The following is a 16,915-nucleotide window of genomic DNA, read 5'->3' as shown; positions in this document are numbered from 1 at the left end:
TTGTCGCTTCGCTCGGTACTGTGCTCCGTGCGCTACATCTCGCTCGCCAATTTCTTCAGCGCTTCCATAGATAATTTCACCATCACTATATCGTCATACGCCGTTGGGCGACAGCGGCCCGGGCTTGCCTGGCGCGAGTTCGCGCTGGGTCAGCCGGTGCCGTGCTCGAGCTCGCCGAGAATGCGGCGTGCCACTTCCTTCAGCCGCGGCCCCAGGTTGTCGATCATGATCGAATGACTCAGCCGATGGGCGGCTCCGCCGCAGTTGATTGCCATCACCTCGGCACCATCCTCGAGCACCAGAGGAGTGGCAACGGCACTGATCTGCGACTGCCAGTCGCCTTCGGAGAGACAGAAGCCGTAGCGGGCGTAGTCCTCCTGGCTGCGCCTGATGCCCTTTTCCAGCGCTGGCCAGTCGGCGCCGTGGGCCCTGGCCAGGTCTGCCATGACCGCTTCACGACGGGACTCGGAAAGACCGCAGAGCCAGGCGCGCCCGATGGCGGTGGTCGCCATCGGCAAGCGCGAACCGACGTCGAGCCGCACGATCAGCGGGCCGCTGCCGTGGCAGCTCTCGATATACACCATCTCGGTCTTGTCGGCCGCTCCCAGGCTGACGTTGCAGTCGGTGGCCTCGGCGAACTGCTGCATGAAGGGGCGGGCGATCTCGCGGATGCCCTGACTGGCCAGGAAGCGGTAGCCCAGGGCCAGGATGCCGGGCCCCAGGCGGTATTTCTCCAGCCGCGTGTTGTGGCGTAGATAACCGAGCTGGGTCAGCGTATAGGTCAGCCGCGACACCGTGGGCCGGGGAATTCCGGTACGACTGGAAAGTTCGGCATTGCCGAGATATTCCTCACCGGGGGCAAAGGCGCGCAGCAGTTCGAGACCGCGGGCCAGGGCAGTGACGAAGTTGCGGTCCTTGGTCGATGGGGCGTCGTCTTCCAGCGGGGCGGGCTTGTTCATGGCGGTTCCCTGTCGCGAAATCGTTTGGCGGAGTATCGCATAATGCTCCGGGCGGGTGCGTTGGAGGCGCCGGCCCGGGGCGGTGTGACGATCAGCCGTTCATTCTTTCGATGATGCAGGCGATGCCTTGCCCGACGCCGATGCACATGGTGACCAGCGCGTAGCGGCCACCGCCGTCTTCGAGCTGACGCAGGGCGGTGAGGACCAGGCGAGCCCCGGAAGCTCCCAGCGGGTGACCGATGGCAATGGCCCCGCCGTTGGCATTGAGCCGGCTGTCGTCGGGGTCGAGTCCGAGCTGCTGGGCGCATCCCAGCACCTGCACGGCGAAGGCCTCGTTGATCTCTATCACGTCCATCTGCGCGAGGGTCAGGCCGGCACGTTCCAGCGCCTTGCGGCTGGCCGGTACCGGCCCCAGCCCCATCACCCGAGGAGGTACCCCGGCCACGGCGCTGGCCACGATACGTGCCCGCGGAGCCATGCCCGCCCGCTCGCCGGCGGTCAGACTGCCGACGATCAGCGCCGCGGCGCCGTCGTTGAGACCGGAGGCGTTGCCGGCAGTGACCACGCCGCCTTCGAACAGTGAGCCGAGCCGGGCCAGCTTGTCGACGTTGGTACCCGGGCGTGGGTGCTCGTCGCGGTTCACTGTCAGTGGCGGCTGCTTGCGCCCCTGGGGCACCTCGACGGCCAGCAACTCGTCGTCATAGAAGCCGCGGGCCAGGGCTTCGGCGTAGCGCGCCTGGGAGCGGGCGGCGAAGAGATCGCTCGCCTCGCGGCCGATGCCCAGGTCGTGAGCCACGTTGTCGGCGGTCTCGGGCATGCTGTGGCTGCCGTACTCGCGGGCCAGCCAGGGGTTGGGGAAGCGCGAGCCGATCACGGTGTCGTACAGCGGCTGGTTGCGGGCGAAGGGCGACTCCGCCTTGCCCAGCACGTAAGGCGCCCGCGACATCGACTCCACGCCACCGGCCAGGAACAGCTCGCCCTCGCCGAGTCGGGTCGCCCGAGCGGCATCGATCACCGCAGCCAGGCCGCTGCCGCACAGGCGATTGAGCGTCTGGGCCGCCACCTCGACCGGCAGGCCGGCCAGTAGCCCCGCGTGACGGGCCACGTTGCGCGAGTCCTCGCCGGCCTGGTTGGTGCAGCCTGCCAGCACTTCTTCGTAGGCGACGGCTGCAAAGCCGTTGCGCTCGACCAGCGCCTTCAGCACATGCCCCAGCAGGTCGTCGGGACGCACCGCAGCCAGGCTACCGCCGTGGCGGCCGAAAGGTGTACGCAGCCCGTCATAGATATAAGCGTCTTGCATGGTGGCTCCTTGGGGCATCAGGCGGCTGTCAGCGGCATGTCGAGGGTCGCACGGCGGCGCAGCCAGGGGCTGGCGCGATAGCGGGGATCGCCGGTGGCGGCCAGCATGTTGTCGAGAATGGTGAGGATCCGACGGCTGCCGTAGTGGTCGCCCATGGCTAGCGGCCCGTGGGGATAGCCCAGCCCCAGCTCCACGGCGCGGTCGATGGTGTTCGGCGCGGCCACGCCCTGCTGGGCGATCTCGCAGCCGACGTTGACGATGCAGGCCACCACCCGCTGCAGCACGAAGCCATGGCTGTCGTCGAGCACGCTGACCGGCGTGCCGTCGTGGCCCAGCAGGGCCATCGCGGCATCGCGATAGTCCGCCTGGGTGGCCGGCGTGGTCATCAGGCTGCGGCGTCGTTCGAGGCCGGCCAGCAGGTCCACGGCCACGCAGCGCCCAGCGGGCAGCCCCAATCGCAGGGCACAGGCGGTGGCATCCTCACCCAGCGGCGCGACCAGGCAGAGCGCCTCGGCCGAGGGCGCCTCACCGCTCTCTACTGACCAACCCGCAACGCGTACCAGTTCGGTGAGCTGGCGGCGGGCCCCGTCATCCTCTGCGCCGATCCAGACCGGGCGCGGTTCGGCCGGGGGCGGCGGCGTCTCGTCGGGCACCTGTGTCTTGCCTTCCACATAGCGGTAGAAGCCTTCGCCCGTCTTGCGTCCGAGCAGGCCGGCCGTGAGGCGCTGACGAGTGAGCGGTGAGGGGCGAAAGCGCGGCTCCTCGTAGTACTGCTGGTAGATCGACTCCATTACAGCATGGGAAACGTCGAGCCCGGTGAGATCGAGCAGGGCGAAGGGCCCCATGCGGAAGCCGCCCTGATCGACCAGGATGCGGTCGATGGTGACATGATCGGCGACACGCTCGCCGAGAATACGCAGCGCTTCGGTGCCGAAAGCACGCCCGGCGTGGTTGACCAGGAAGCCCGGGGTGTCGGTAGTACGCGCAGTGAAGTGACCCATGGCCTGGCCCAGTGCTTCGACCCGGTCGGTGACGTCGCTTGCGGTGCGCAGCCCCGGAATCACCTCGACGATCTTCATCAACGGTACCGGGTTGAAGAAGTGAAAGCCGATCACGCGCTGCGGACGACGACAGTTGGAGGCAATCGCCGTCACTGAAAGCGACGAGGTATTGGTGGCGAGTACCGCCTGGTCGTCGAGAATCTCCTCGAGCTGCTCGAACAGCGCCTGTTTGGCTTCGAGCTTCTCGACGATGGCTTCGATGACCATATCGCACCCGGCAAGATCGCCGAGGGTGGCGGCTTCCTTCAGGCTGGCGCGACAGCGCTCGGCCTCGCTCAGGCGCTGCTTCTCTACGGCGCGCTGCCACATGCCGCCAACGAACTCCTGCGCCTCGGTTACGGCACCTTCGCGCAGGTCGTGAAGCATCACGGTCAATCCGGCCTGGGCGGCGATCTGAGCGATACCGCGGCCCATGGCACCGGTCCCGACGATACCCAGCGTCTTGAAGGGCGGGGTCGCTGTTGAGTTCGACATGGAGAGCTCCTCTGGGTATTTATGTTCCGCTTTGCGGAACGTAATTTCGTTATATTGACTGCCATCCTAGGCTATGCCACATTGCCTGACAATCAAATGCGGTCTTTGATTCTGCCTGGCGGAATCTGCTTAGAGAAATAAGGACAGATACGCTCACCAGTTTCAAGAGTGTCTCGTCCCGATCAGCCGCCTTTTCCTGCGTGAGGACACGTCATGATTCGCGACCCCGAACTGCTCGATCAGCTCATCGATACCATTTCCCGCTTCGTACGCGAGCGCCTGATCCCCAACGAAGCTCGGCTGGCTGAGGAGGACGCCGTGCCGGCGGAGCTGCTCGAGGAGATGAAGGAGATGGGGCTGTTCGGCCTGTCGATCCCGGAGGAGTACGGCGGCCTGGGGCTGACCCTGGAGGAGGAGGCGCTGGTGGCGATGGAGCTCGGCAAGACCTCACCGGCCTTCCGTTCGGTCTTCGGCACCAACAACGGCATCGGCGCCCAGGGCATCCTGATCGACGGCACCCCGGAGCAGAAGGCCAAGTACGTGCCGCGCCTCGCCACCGGCGAGTTGCTCAGCTCCTTCTGTCTCACCGAGCCCGACGCCGGCTCGGACGCTGCCAGCCTGCGCACCACCGCGGTCCGCGATGGCGATCACTACGTGCTCAACGGCACCAAGCGTTTCATCACCAACGGCCCCGAGGCCGATGTGTTCACCGTCATGGCGCGTACCGATCCGAGCAACAAGGGCGCCGGCGGCATCACCGCCTTCATCGTCGATGGCGACACCCCGGGGCTGAAGCGCGGCCCGGCGGACAACAAGATGGGTCAGAAGGGCGCCCATACCTGCGACATCATCTTCGAGGACTGTCGGGTACCGGCCGAGAACATCATCGGCGGTGTAGAAGGTAAGGGGTTCAAGACCGCCATGAAAGTGCTCGACCGCGGCCGGCTGCACATCTCGGCGGTGTGTGTGGGTGTGGCCGAGCGGCTGGTCGAGGAATCGCTCAACTACGCCATCGAACGCAAGCAGTTCGGCGTGCCGCTGGCCGAGCATCAGCTGGTCCAGGCGATGCTCGCCGACAGCAAGACCGAAGCCTACGCCGGCCGCGCCATGGTGCTCGACGCCGCACGACGCAAGGACGCCGGCGAAAACGTCTCGACGCTGGCCTCCTGTTGCAAGCTGTTCTGCGCCGAGATGGTGGGCCGCGTGGCCGACCGGGCGGTGCAGGTACACGGCGGTGCCGGCTACATGGCCGAATACGCGGTGGAGCGTTTCTATCGCGACGTTCGACTGTTCCGCATCTACGAGGGCACGACCCAGATCCAGCAGGTGGTGATCGCGCGCAACATGGTGCGGGAGGTGAGCTGATGGCTTCGCTGTCCCGCCAGGCGCCCGACGAACTCATCTTCGGCCGCATGGCGAGCGAGCTGGTAGCCGAACTTCCTGAGCGAATCAGTACCCGGGTGCTGGAGAACGCCGAGCGCCTGGGCGCCGAGCCGGCGCTGGTCGATGGCGAGATTCGCTGGAGCTACGCCGAGCTGGGCCGTGAGATTCGTGCCGCCGCCGACTGGCTCGACTCGCTGAGCATTCGCCCGGGTGACCGCATCATGGCCGTGAGCGAGAACGGACGGGCGCTGGTCACGCTGCTGCTGGCAGCCAGCGAGCGAGACGCCTGGGTGGCCATCGTCAACTCGCGCCTCTCGGCCCGGGAGGTCGATGCGATCCGCGACAACTGCCAGCCGCGACGGGTGTTCTACACCAGCGAAGCCTCGCCGGACGCCGAGGCCCACGGTGAACGTCACGGCGCTGCCGTCCACGCATCCCCATCTCTGGGACGCTTGAGAATATCACCGCTGGCAGAAGTCGAGCCGGAGCCGGTCGAGGCCGGCGCCAATCAGGTGGCGGCGATGATCTACACCTCGGGCACCACCGGCACGCCCAAGGGGGTGATGCTGACCCACGGTGGCATCCTCTATATCGCCTCGCTCTCGGGGGGCATGCGTCACTTGTGCCAGGGCGAACGGGTCTACGGCGTACTGCCGATGTCCCACGTGTTCGGCCTGTCATCGGTGTGCATGGGTTCGCTCTACAACGGCGCCTGCCTCTACAGCGTGCCACGCTTCGATGCTCCCGCCATGCTGGCGGCATTGGAGCATGAGCGCATCACCGTTCTGCAGGGCGTACCGGCGATGTTCGCCCGTACGCTGGAGTTTCTGCGTCGCGAAGAACGAGCGCTGGTGGCCCCCGCGCTGCGCTATATCTCCGCCGGCGGTTCGCCCCTCGACGGCGACCTCAAGGGGCGCGTCCAGGCGCTGTTCGGCCTCACGCTGCACAACGGCTACGGGCTCACCGAGGCGAGCCCGACCATTAGCCAGACCCGCATCGAGGATCGCTTCGACAGCAATACCGTGGGGCGGGTGCTGCCGCTGCTGGAGTACCGCCTCGTGCCGCTGGGTGAGAGCGGCGAGGACGAGCCCGATCACGCCGGTGCGGGTGAGCTGTGGGTACGCGGCCCCAACGTGATGAAAGGCTACTTCCGACAACCCACGGCCACTCGGGCCTGCCTCACCGAGGATGGCTGGCTCAACACCGGTGACATCGCCTGGCTCGACGAGGATGGCCAGCTCTACATCGTCGGTCGCAGCAAGGAGTTGATCATCCGCTCCGGCTTCAACATCTATCCCCCCGACGTGGAGGCGGTGATCAACGAACATCCGGACGTCACCCTGTCGGCCGTGGTCGGGCGCCAGGTGGAAGGTGACGAGGAGGTGGTCGCCTTCGTCCAGTGCGAGCCCGGTGCCACGCTCAGCGAAACCGAGCTGCGCGAGTTCATCGCCCCGCGGCTGGCGCCTTACAAGCGGCCCACGCGTCTGATCCTGATGGAGTCGCTGCCGGCCACCGCCAGCGGCAAGATCCTCAAGGGACGACTGCGCGACATGGTCGGTCGGGAGGGCATGGCATGAACAAGGCCGAACAGGCGCCGCTGATGGGTTATCACTGCCAGAAAGTCCCGTAGTTCGCAGCGAAATGCCTGCTCCTCTGGGGTGAAGTCGAGGTTCATGAGACACGCTCCCCGCCAACGGCCTGGCTGGCCTGACGGTGGGGGCCGCCCAGGTGGCGAGGGTAGCCGAGCGCCTCGATGGCGAGCAGGTCGATGTCGCTTTCGCGATAGGCCCAGCCGCGCTCGGCCAGTATCAGGCTCGCGGCCTCCATGGCCGCCCGGGGATTGGCGGCATCGTCACCTGCCGCCTTGGCCAGTGACGCCAGTAGGCTGCCCTGACAGCTGACCACCACGGGCAGGCGCAGCGCCTTGAGTGCATTCGCCACGGCCTGCTGCTGCTCGGCGCTGGCTCTCAGCGCCACCAGTTCCGCCATGCTGCTATCGGCCAGGACCAGGGCCAGATCGGCGGCCGCGGTATCGAGCTCCTGTGCTGCCTCGGGAGTCAGCACAGCGATCTTCAAGCAAGCCTCGGGGCAAGCCGAGTCGGCGCCAGGGGTGACCAGGCAGGCCTGGGTATTGGCATCCGGGGCCGCCGTGAGTTCGATGCCGGCTCGCTCGGCCTTGCTGCGCAGGCGCTCGAACAGCGGGTGCGTACCGAGCAGGGCGAGGCGGGTCAGTGCTGCTGCCTCGCCGGCGTCGGGCACCTTGTGCGGTGCGCGTGCGGCGAAGAAGGCGTGGATCAGCCCGGCACGCTGAGGCGAATCCATGCAGGCGAAGAACAGCTCACGCTCGCGGCGCAGGCCATCGACCAGACTGCCTTCACTGCTCAAGGCAATCGCTTCGACGCAGCGGAAGGGGGAGTAGAGCTCCGGCACCTCGCTTTTCAGCTGGGTCCGGTAGCGCTCGATGGCCGCCGGATCGGCAGAGGGGGGCGGCAACTCACCGGTGACCCGTGGCGTAAGTTTGCCGGCCAGAACATCACGCGCTACCGCCAGGCCCACCTCGAGCGGGTCGTCAGCGTCCACCACGGCGTCGACGATGCCCAGGGCAAGTGCCTCTTCGGCACCGGCAAAGCGACCGCTGGTGATCAGATCGAGGGCCGCCTCGACGCCGGTCAGGCGTGGAAGCCGCTGGGTGCCGCCGGCGCCGGGCAGCAACCCCAGCTTGACCTCGGGCAGGCCCACCTTGGTGCCGGGCAAGGCTATGCGCAGCTGACAGCCCAGCGCCACCTCGAGGCCGCCTCCCAGCGCGGTGCCGTGCAGTACGGCAACGATGGGTTTGCCGCTGGCTTCGAAGGTAGCGATCACCTCCGGCAGAATCGGCGCCTGGGGCGGCTTGCCGAACTCGCGAATGTCGGCGCCGGCAATGAAGGTACGGCCGCGCGCGACGAGTACCAGCACCCGGGCCTCGCTATCCTCGCTGCCCCGGATGACGGCCTCCATCAGGCCCTGGCGAACGGCCTGGCCCAGGGCGTTGACCGGCGGGTTGTCGATGGCGATCACGCCGATGTCTGCATGGCGCTGGTAGCTGACCGGAGTCGTCATGGGGCGTGGCTCCCATTGGCTGGGCTTGGGTGAATTGGGTTGGTTGAGTTGGGTGAATAACGCATACGGTAGCTCATCGATCGACAGGATGGGGCAGCGTCGTTGCCCGTGGCCGTGCCTGGCGCCGGCTCCAGCGCGCCAGCAGTACGGCAGGCATCAGGGCGGCGAGGGCGTAGGCGAACAGCTCGAGCTGGCTGAGCGGTACCATGCCGCCACCGGGCAGGGCGAACAGCAGGCCGGCCATCAGCACCAGGCCGCGAGAGACGATTTCGCTCACGGCGCCGATACCGAGTCGGCCGACACCGATCAGATAACCCTGCATGGCGGAGGCGAACAGCACGATGCCGATCAGCGCCTGGACGAAGACCAGGCCGATCTGCAGCGGCTCGCCCTGCATGATCAACGCCGGATTGAGCACGAACAGGAAGGGGATGAAGTAGATCACGCTGCCCAGACGCATGGCCTGCAGCCCGGTGGCCATGGGCCGCGCGCCGGCCACGGTGGCGGCGGCGAAGGCGCCGAGTGCCACCGGCGGGGTGATGAAGCTGAGCATGCCCCAGTAGAGGATGAACATGTGCACCGCCATGGGGTCGAGGCCGCCGCCCTGGATCAGCGCCGGGGCCAGGGCCACGGCGAGGAAGATGTAGGCCGCGGTAACCGTCATGCCGATGCCCAGCACGAAGCTGGTCAGTGCCCCCATGATCAACAGCAGCGGTACGCTGCCGCCGGCGATATGTATGAAGTCGTTGGCGATGGTGCCGGAGAGGCCGGTCATCGACAGCGCGCCCACCAGCATGCCGACGCCGGCAAGAATGGCGATCAGCTCGGCGAACAGCTTGGCTGCCGAGGAGAGCGCCTCGCCAAGCTCGCGCCAGCCCCAGCGGTTGCGGCGTGAAAACTGATTGAGCACCAGGAGCAGCGCGGTAGCGTAGAAGGGCGCCACCGCCTCGCGCTGCATCACCAGCAGCATCCACACCAGCAGGGCGAAGACGAAGATGAAGTACCAGCCCTGCTTGAGGGTCTGTACCAGTGAAGGCAACTCGACGGCCGGCAGTCCCTTGATGTCGTGACGCGCGGCGTAGGCGTCGATCTGGATGAACAGACCGAGGAAATAGAGAATCGAGGGGATGACGGCGGCCAGCGCCACGGCGGAATAGGGCACGTCGAGGAACATCGCCATGACGAAGGCAGTGGCGCCCATTACCGGCGGCATCAATACCCCGCCGGTGGAGGCGCAGGCTTCCACGCCGCCGGAGAACGAGCGGCCCATGCCGATGCGGCGCATGGCGGGAATCGACAGCACGCCGGTGGTCAGCACGTTGCTGATCACGCTGCCGCTCATCGATCCCATCAAACCGCTGGAGAAGATCGAGACCTTGGCCGGCCCGCCGCGCACGTGCCCCAGCAGGGAAAAGGCCAGGTCGATGAAGAACTTGCCGCCGCCGCTCTTCTGCAGCACCACGCCGAACACGAGAAAGCCGATCACCAGGCCGGCGAAGGCCTGCAGCGGTACGCCCATGATGCTCTCGGTGCTCATGGTGTGGTACATGGCGGTCTCCTCCAGGGTGGAGGGGAACGCCTGGATGGGCCCAGGGACGATGTCGGCCACCAGCGGATAGAGCGAGAAGGCGGCGACGATCACGGCGATGGGCCAGCCACCGGCGCGCCGGGCCGCCTCGACGATCAGCAGCCACCAGGCGTAGCTGGCCATGATGGCGGTATCCGGCGCGGCGAAGGCCCAACCGCGTTCGAGAATCGATTCGGCGTGGTAGACGAAGTAGCCGCCGACGATCAGCGTGGCCAGACTCAGCGCGTAGTCGTACCAGGGAATCGGACGCTGCTGCAGCGCCGGCGTGATCGGCCACAGCAGATAGACCAGCGGTAGCAGCAGTGCCACCACGGCATAGTAGAACTGGGTTTCCAGCCCGGTGACGAAGCGCAGCCAGCCGAGATTGAACAGGTAGTCCAGCGTCATCGCCATCAGTACCACGGTCACCGCGCCGGGAATCCAGCGCAGCGCGACCGGCAGCGTGCGGATGTGGGTGACCTTCTCCTTCAGCTGGCGCGTCGATTCGTTAGGGGCGTTAGGTGTGGTCATGGCGGCGTCCGTGAATCGGGAAAGGGGCGGCAGGGCCGCCCCGAGATCGGGCTGAGGCCCCGGCTCACTCGAAGACCGGGTCGAGGCCGGCCTCGCGCAGCGCTTCGGCGCGAGCCTGCATCCAGGCCGTCTCGAACTCCTCTTCGTCGTCGGGGGCGTCGCCGAGGAAGTCGTTCCAGGTGGCGAGCAGCAGCTCCTGGCGTTCCACCAGCGCCTCCTGATGCGCCTGCATCTCATCGGTCCAGACACCGATCTCCTCGTAGTACGCCACTACCGCATCGTGGAACGGCACGACCCACTGCAGATCCTGGTATTCGAAGGCGTACCCAACGGCACCGGGGGCGGCATCCTTGTAGTCGTCGTAGTTGTCCTGCAGTGCCTTGATCAGGCCGTAGGCGACGTTGTCGTCGAGATCCTGATTGGCCACCACGATCGGATAAGGGTAGCTGGCGCTGGGCACCGGGTTGTCGGCGCTAACGTTGCCGGCCCCGGCGGTGACCTCATGGGGGCGGAAATAGGGCGCCACCGCCATCATGCGCTCCCAGCCCTCGGCGTCGTCGGGATCGAGCACCGGCCAACTGATGCCGCGCGGGCTACTGGCGAGCTGCTGCGCCGGCGGTGTGACGGTGGTGGTGAAGGAGGCGTCCGCGTTGCCGGCGATGATGCCGTCGAAGGAGCGGGCGTAACCGGGGAAGTCGATGCGCTCGACGTCGTCCCAGGTCAGGCCGCCGAAAGCCAGATAGGCTTCGGTGCCCTTGTTCAAGGCGTCGTCACCGCGGATGTAGGCGATACGCTTGCCGGCCAGGTCGGCCGGAGTCTCGACACCGAGGTCGCCGGCAACGGCCAGCGAGAGACCGAACGAGGCGGTGGAGGTGGTGATCACCCGGATCGGCTGGGGACCCCAGTCGCGGTTGGCGAACATCATGACGCCTTCGGCGCCGTAGTAGCTGGCGATGCCGCAGGCGCACAGATCGACACGCCCCTGCTTGAGCGGGGTCATGCGTGAGACGTCGTTGTCACCGGGCAGAATGCGTACCGAGGTGCCGTAGTGATTCTGCAGCATGTTGCCGATGGCCACGGCCTGGGCATAGCCGCTGGAGTTGGTGCCATAGGCGGTCCAGGCCATGGTGCGGGGGAGTTCGACCTCGCCGGCCTGGGCCACCGTAGCAGCGAGCAACGAGAGCGGAAGTGCCGCAAGGACGAGTGAGCGGGACAGCTGACGCATAGGAGACTCCTGTAGGATGGATGATTGTTGTTTTGCTATGCGGTATTTGATTCCGAAACTGAAACCGATACTAGAAAGACGCCTGGGCGGTGTCAACGAATGCGCGAGCGTCGCGTGCCGGCGAGCTTCCGCCACGCGGAACCGCCCTGTGGATGACTTCCAAAAGGCCGTTGAATTAACGAGTTGGCAGCGATCGAATGGCGCCAGGAGAAGAGGGTGTTAGACCAAGGTTCAATGCCCGGAGGAGCGATCTCCGGGCGTCTGGTTTACTGCGAGGGACGTGAGAGTTCGCGCCAGGCGGCGAACGTGCTGAGGAAGACCCGCCCCGTCATGTCGTCGAGAAAATCGCTGCACTTGAGGCGATCCATGACCGGGCCTTTCACTTCGGCCAGGTGCAGGGTGACGCGGGAGTCCTTGAGCCGCGCGTTGATGGCATCGAGGCTCTCCAGCGCCGAGGCATCGATCAGGTTGACGGCCGAGCAGATCAGTACCACGTGCTCGAGCTCCGGGCGAGTGGCCACCAGGTCGTAGACGGTGTCTTCCAGGTAGCGTGCATTGGCGAAATAGAGGCTTTCGTCGATGCGCAGCAGCGCCACGTGGCTGGCGGTCTCGGTCTCGTGACGCTCGACGTTGCGGAAATGCTCGGTGCCGGGAATACGACCGACCAGGGCGCTGTGAGGGCGGCTGGTGCGGTAGAGAAACAGGCCGATCGAGATGGCGACCCCGCTGATGATTCCGGTCTCGACGCCCTCCACCAGGGTCAACAGGATGGTTACCGCCATGGCGAAGAAGTCGCTGCGCGAATAGCGCCAGGTCTGACGGATCAGGGGAATGTCGATCAAGGTCAGGATCGAGACCGTGATCGTCGCCGCCAGGGTGGCGATGGGCAGGTAGGCCAGGGCCGGCGTGAGAAACAGCGTCACGGCGCCGATGCCGAGGGCCGCGAACATGCCTGCCAGCGGCGTCTGGGCGCCGGCGTCGTAATTGATCACCGTTCGCGTCAGGCCGCCGCTGACCGGCATTCCCGAGGTGAAGGCAGCGGCGAGGTTGGCCCCGCCCAGCCCGACCAGCTCCTGATTGGGCGAGATGCGCTCGCGGCGTCGGGCGGCCAGCATCTGCCCCATGGAAACCGATTCGACGAAGCCCACCACGCTGATCAGCAGGGCAGGAACCAGCAGCGCCTGCCACAGTGAGATATCGAAGCCCGGTATGCTCAACGGCGGCAAACCCTGGGGAATGTCGCCGATCACGGCGACCCCGATGGCATCGAGTTCGAATTGCCAGGTCACGAGCGTCGTCACGATCACGGCGAAGACGGGGCCCGAGCGGGTGATCAGATCGGCCAGCGGGCGGGAGAGACCAAGGCCGCGCAGCGTGGAGCGACCGTACTGGCGCAGCAGCAGCAGGAACAGCAGGCTGCCTGCGCCGATGGCCAGAGTCGGCAGATGAATGGCAGGCAGGCCGCGGACGAGTTCGACCAGTCGTGGCAGCAGGTCGCGAGCGGTAAGCTTCACGCCGAGCAGATGGCCGATCTGGCTGGCGGCGATGAGCAGGCCCGAGGCAGCGAGAAAGCCGGCGATGACGGGATGGCTGAGGAAGTTGGCCACGAAGCCCATGCGCAGCAGCCCCATGAGCAACAGCATGAGGCCAGACAGAAGAGAGAGAATCAGGGCCGCCTGCAGATACTCGGGGGTGCCTGGCGTGGCGACACCGGACAGTGCCGCGCCGGTCATCAACGCGACGATGGCCACCGGCCCCACGGCCAGGGTGCGGCTGGTGCCCAGCACGACGTAGGCCAGCGCCGGCAGCAGGCTGGCATAGAGGCCCACTACCGCCGGCAGCCCCGCCAGTACGGCATAAGCCAGCGACTGAGGTATGACCATCACGGTGACGATCAGGCCCGCCAGCAGATCGGCACCGCCCAGGCGGCGGTTGTAGTGGGGGAGCCATGTCAGGATCGGCAGGTAGCGTCTGAGCATCCCGTCTCTTGTTCGTCAGGGGAATGGGGCTAACCAGACTAAACGATATTGGTGGTAGGGTTGAGTCTTGGTTAGCATCAGGTGAAACAACGTACTCGGCAAGACCACTCATACTAACTCAGGAAATGCTGAGCAAATCGACGAGCGAAATGAAGCGGCTAGGTTCGTTCCCGACGAACCAACGCACTTCCCACATCCCTGTGGGTCGCAAGGCGCGCCGTGCAGCGCAGTGATTCGTTCGCGCATCTGTGCAGCGTTTCCCACAATCAGGACACGCCATGAAGCCCGAAACCATCGCCCTACATCACGGTTACGCTCCCGACGACCAGCACGCCGTGGCGGTGCCGATCCATCAGACGACCTCGTTCTCCTTCGACAGCGCCCAGCACGCCGCCGACCTGTTCGATCTCAAGGTCGAGGGCAACATCTACTCGCGCATCATGAACCCCACCTGCGCGGTGCTGGAGCAGCGGGTTGCCGCACTGGAAGGCGGCATTGCCGGTCTGGCCGTGGCTTCCGGCATGGCGGCGATTACCTATGCGATCCAGACCATAGCCGAAGCGGGCGACAATATCGTCTCCATCAGCGAACTCTACGGCGGCACCTACAACCTGTTCGCCCATACCTTGCCGCGTCAGGGAATCGAGGTGCGTTTTGCCGACAAGGACGACATCGCCGGGATCGAGTCGCTGATCGATGCGCGCACCAAGGCGGTGTTCTGCGAGAGTGTCGGCAACCCGTCCGGCAGCGTGGTCGACATGGCCAGGCTGGCCGAGGTCGCCCATCGACACGGCGTGCCGGTGATCGTCGACAACACCGTGCCGACACCTTTCCTGTGGCGGCCCATCGAGCATGGCGCCGACATCGTGATTCACTCGGCCACCAAGTATATCGGCGGTCACGGCACCACGGTGGGCGGCGTCATCGTCGATTCAGGCAAGTTTCCCTGGGCCGAGCATGCGCAGCGTTTCCCGCTGCTCAACGAGCCGGACGTCTCCTACCACGGTGTGTGCTACACCCGCGACGTCGGTGAGGCCGCCTTCATCGCCCGGGCCCGGGTCGTGCCGCTGCGCAACATGGGGGCCGCGCTCTCGGCCCAGGCGGCCTGGAACCTGCTGCAGGGGCTGGAGACACTTGCGCTGCGCATCGAGCGTATCTGCGACAATGCGCTCAAAGTGGCCGAGTATCTGGAAGCGCACGATGCGGTGACCTGGGTGCAGTATGCCGGCTTGCCCGGCCACAAGGATCACGAGCTGGCTCAGCGTTACATGGGCGGTAGGGCCTCGGGTATCTTGAGCTTCGGCATTCAGGGCGGCCGCGAGGCGGGGGCACGCTTCTACGACGCTCTGGGCATGATCCTGCGTCTGGTCAACATTGGCGATGCCAAGACCTGCTCGTCGATCCCGGCGTCGACCACCCATCGGCAATTGAGCGATGAGGAGATGGCCGCGGCCGGGGTGACGCCGGACATGGTGCGGCTCTCCATCGGTATCGAGCACGTCGACGATATCATCGCCGACCTGGAGCAGGCGCTGGCTGCCAGCCAGCGCTGATGGCACGGGCCGCCTTGCGCGGGCGGCCCGCTTCATATCGGCTCGTTGCACAGTCCAATTTCCAGGTCATCGGCCGCAGGGTCAGCGACTTGAGTCGTGCTTTGGTATGTCAGGCCAAAGTGGTGATGCGCATACTGCTTACATGGCGTTAATCTCGAACGACCTCTCCAATAACAAAGAGATCTGACACCATGCGGACCCTGTTGCTTCTATTGGCCGCAGCTACACTGGCCGGTGGATTCTTCCTTGTGTACTTGAACGGTTCAGGTTGGCATGCCTATGCCGGTCTTGGGTTCGGTTTGGTGTCAGGGGCCGTATGGGCTCTGAGCGGCATGGCGGCAGTCTATAGGGCTGATGCCAATACGCTTGCCGAGGGGCATTTCCACACCTGGCTGCCGTTTACCCGTGACTACCTCTCGCTGCGCCGCATGGCCCATGGCCTGATCCGCCAGGCCAGCGCCACGGCCATCGCCTCGGCCGAAGTGTCCCACCATGCCGACCGCATGGACCACCGGCTCGAGCGCCAGGAGCAGACGGTCCGGGAAGCCTCATCGAGCATGGCGGCCATCACGTCGGCCATCGAGCAGGTGGCTGCCAGTGCCGCCAACGTGGCCACACTGGCCAGCCGTTCGCGGGATGCCAGCCACGTCAGCCGCGAGTCGCTGAGCCAGGTCATCGAAGAGATGCAGGCCCTCGCCGAGCGTTCCGAGGAAGCCCTGGAACTGCTCAACGTGCTGAGTCAGAAAGCCGACAGCGTGCGCCATGTCACCTCCCTGATCGAAGAGATCGCCGAGCAGACCAATCTGTTGTCTCTCAATGCTTCCATCGAAGCCGCCCGGGCCGGTGAGCATGGTCGCGGATTCGCTGTGGTTGCCGGCGAGGTCCGTCAACTTGCCGGCCGCACGGCGGACGCGACCCGCAATGTCGAGGCCCTGGTGGGCGACATCGGCGACAGCAGTCATCGAGTGGTCGATACCATCGGCCACCTGATGCAGCGGGTGGGAGAGCGGGCTAAGGAGATGAGCAAGGTGGGCGAGCAGCTCACCGAGATGACCGGGCACTTCGATCAGGTCGAGGGCGAGATTCGCTCCATCGCCGTGGCGATGGAAGATACCAACAAGCATTCGCAGCGCGTGGCCGGCACCCTGAGCACGCTGCAGGAAGATGCCGAGCAAGGCAACCGCGACATGCATGGGTTGGCCAGCCAGGCCCGGGCGCTCATGGCCGGTGCCGAGGGGGTCGACGCGGCGCTGGCACAACAGCGCCTGGAAGGACGCCATCAGCAGGTGTTCGAGGCGGCCCGGGAAACGGCAGTCAAACTTGGCAAGTTGCTCGAATCCGCCATCAAGAAGGGGGAGCTCGACGAGCATACATTGTTCCACGCGACCTACACCCCCGTTCCCGGCACCAACCCGCAGCAGTACGTAACCGGTTTCGTCGATTACACCGATGAGCACTTCCCGCCCATCCAAGAACCGCTGCTCGAGCGCCTGGGCGTTGCCTACGCCATCGGCATTGATCGGCGTGGCTATATTCCCACTCATAACGTCGCGTCCAGCCGACCGCCCACCGGCGACTACGAGCACGATCTCAAGTTCTGCCGCAATCGGCGCATCTACGAGGATGCGACGGGTCAGCGTTGCGGTAGCCATGAACAGACGCTACTGCTGCAAACCTACAAGCGCGATACCGGCGAAGTCATGCACGACCTCTCCGTGCCGATCTACGTCGAAGGCAAACACTGGGGTGGGTTCCGCGTAGGCTACAAACCGGAAGTTGCCTAA

General features: G+C 65.8%; 11 protein-coding genes. 4 read left to right on the top strand and 7 right to left on the bottom strand.

Annotated features, from left to right (window positions below):
• Nucleotides 1-149: 149 nt before the first annotated feature.
• From HOP58_RS10905 to HOP58_RS10895, 3 genes are all read right to left on the bottom strand, one after another.
• Nucleotides 150-959, bottom strand: coding sequence for an IclR family transcriptional regulator (locus HOP58_RS10905; protein ID WP_010628518.1), 810 nt, complete (start codon nucleotides 957-959; stop codon nucleotides 150-152).
• Between the two features lie 91 nt (nucleotides 960-1,050).
• Entirely contained in the window at nucleotides 1,051-2,259 is a 1,209-nt protein-coding gene (locus tag HOP58_RS10900; protein ID WP_234260284.1) for a 3-oxoadipyl-CoA thiolase, read from the bottom strand.
• A 17-nt stretch (nucleotides 2,260-2,276) separates the two neighbouring features.
• On the bottom strand, nucleotides 2,277-3,794 hold the full coding sequence (locus tag HOP58_RS10895; RefSeq protein WP_234260283.1) for a 3-hydroxyacyl-CoA dehydrogenase: 1,518 nt from the start codon (nucleotides 3,792-3,794) through the stop codon (nucleotides 2,277-2,279).
• Between the two features lie 213 nt (nucleotides 3,795-4,007).
• Between HOP58_RS10895 and HOP58_RS10890 the strand changes: the two genes are divergently transcribed.
• Nucleotides 4,008-5,159: an acyl-CoA dehydrogenase family protein gene (locus HOP58_RS10890; RefSeq protein WP_234260282.1), complete on the top strand. Its 1,152-nt coding sequence runs from the start codon at nucleotides 4,008-4,010 to the stop codon at nucleotides 5,157-5,159.
• A complete protein-coding gene (locus HOP58_RS10885) occupies nucleotides 5,159-6,754 on the top strand; it encodes a class I adenylate-forming enzyme family protein (protein ID WP_234260281.1) in 1,596 nt (531 codons plus the stop codon). The genes HOP58_RS10890 and HOP58_RS10885 overlap by 1 nt, the downstream gene beginning before the upstream one ends.
• Nucleotides 6,755-6,848: 94 nt before the next feature.
• Here HOP58_RS10885 and HOP58_RS10880 read toward each other — a convergent pair whose 3' ends face one another.
• From HOP58_RS10880 to sulP, 4 genes are all read right to left on the bottom strand, one after another.
• On the bottom strand, nucleotides 6,849-8,276 hold the full coding sequence (locus HOP58_RS10880; RefSeq protein WP_234260280.1) for an enoyl-CoA hydratase/isomerase family protein: 1,428 nt from the start codon (nucleotides 8,274-8,276) through the stop codon (nucleotides 6,849-6,851).
• Between the two features lie 73 nt (nucleotides 8,277-8,349).
• Complete coding sequence (locus tag HOP58_RS10875) at nucleotides 8,350-10,374, bottom strand: TRAP transporter fused permease subunit (RefSeq protein ID WP_234260279.1); 2,025 nt, start codon at nucleotides 10,372-10,374, stop codon at nucleotides 8,350-8,352.
• Nucleotides 10,375-10,438: 64 nt separating this feature from the next.
• Nucleotides 10,439-11,599 (bottom strand): TAXI family TRAP transporter solute-binding subunit, encoded by a 1,161-nt coding sequence (locus HOP58_RS10870; RefSeq protein ID WP_234260278.1) that lies wholly within the window; start codon nucleotides 11,597-11,599, stop codon nucleotides 10,439-10,441.
• Between the two features lie 266 nt (nucleotides 11,600-11,865).
• Entirely contained in the window at nucleotides 11,866-13,578 is a 1,713-nt protein-coding gene (gene sulP / locus HOP58_RS10865; RefSeq protein WP_010628526.1) for a sulfate permease, read from the bottom strand.
• A 278-nt stretch (nucleotides 13,579-13,856) separates the two neighbouring features.
• Between sulP and HOP58_RS10860 the strand changes: the two genes are divergently transcribed.
• Both HOP58_RS10860 and HOP58_RS10855 read left to right on the top strand, forming a co-directional pair.
• On the top strand, nucleotides 13,857-15,131 hold the full coding sequence (locus tag HOP58_RS10860) for an aminotransferase class I/II-fold pyridoxal phosphate-dependent enzyme (RefSeq protein WP_234260277.1): 1,275 nt from the start codon (nucleotides 13,857-13,859) through the stop codon (nucleotides 15,129-15,131).
• Nucleotides 15,132-15,463: 332 nt separating this feature from the next.
• The gene (locus HOP58_RS10855; RefSeq protein WP_234260276.1) at nucleotides 15,464-16,915 is read left to right on the top strand and encodes a methyl-accepting chemotaxis protein; all 1,452 of its coding nucleotides are present in this window, start codon (nucleotides 15,464-15,466) and stop codon (nucleotides 16,913-16,915) included.

The organism is Halomonas sp. MCCC 1A11062, from assembly GCF_021404355.1.
Classification (GTDB): Bacteria; Pseudomonadota; Gammaproteobacteria; order Pseudomonadales; family Halomonadaceae; genus Halomonas; species Halomonas aerodenitrificans.
Note: the sequence above shows the minus strand (reverse complement) of the source record. Positions and strands in the feature narration are given on the sequence as shown.

What these genes read in the sequence shown, in the direction of transcription:
- HOP58_RS10905 (WP_010628518.1), bottom strand. Translation starts at nt 959, where the DNA reads ATGAACAAGCCCGCCCCGCTGGAAGACGACGCCCCATCGACCAAGGAC.
- HOP58_RS10900 (WP_234260284.1), bottom strand. Translation starts at nt 2,259, where the DNA reads ATGCAAGACGCTTATATCTATGACGGGCTGCGTACACCTTTCGGCCGC.
- HOP58_RS10895 (WP_234260283.1), bottom strand. Translation starts at nt 3,794, where the DNA reads ATGTCGAACTCAACAGCGACCCCGCCCTTCAAGACGCTGGGTATCGTC.
- HOP58_RS10890 (WP_234260282.1), top strand. Translation starts at nt 4,008, where the DNA reads ATGATTCGCGACCCCGAACTGCTCGATCAGCTCATCGATACCATTTCC.
- HOP58_RS10885 (WP_234260281.1), top strand. Translation starts at nt 5,159, where the DNA reads ATGGCTTCGCTGTCCCGCCAGGCGCCCGACGAACTCATCTTCGGCCGC.
- HOP58_RS10880 (WP_234260280.1), bottom strand. Translation starts at nt 8,276, where the DNA reads ATGACGACTCCGGTCAGCTACCAGCGCCATGCAGACATCGGCGTGATC.
- HOP58_RS10875 (WP_234260279.1), bottom strand. Translation starts at nt 10,374, where the DNA reads ATGACCACACCTAACGCCCCTAACGAATCGACGCGCCAGCTGAAGGAG.
- HOP58_RS10870 (WP_234260278.1), bottom strand. Translation starts at nt 11,599, where the DNA reads ATGCGTCAGCTGTCCCGCTCACTCGTCCTTGCGGCACTTCCGCTCTCG.
- sulP (WP_010628526.1), bottom strand. Translation starts at nt 13,578, where the DNA reads ATGCTCAGACGCTACCTGCCGATCCTGACATGGCTCCCCCACTACAAC.
- HOP58_RS10860 (WP_234260277.1), top strand. Translation starts at nt 13,857, where the DNA reads ATGAAGCCCGAAACCATCGCCCTACATCACGGTTACGCTCCCGACGAC.
- HOP58_RS10855 (WP_234260276.1), top strand. Translation starts at nt 15,464, where the DNA reads ATGGCGGCAGTCTATAGGGCTGATGCCAATACGCTTGCCGAGGGGCAT.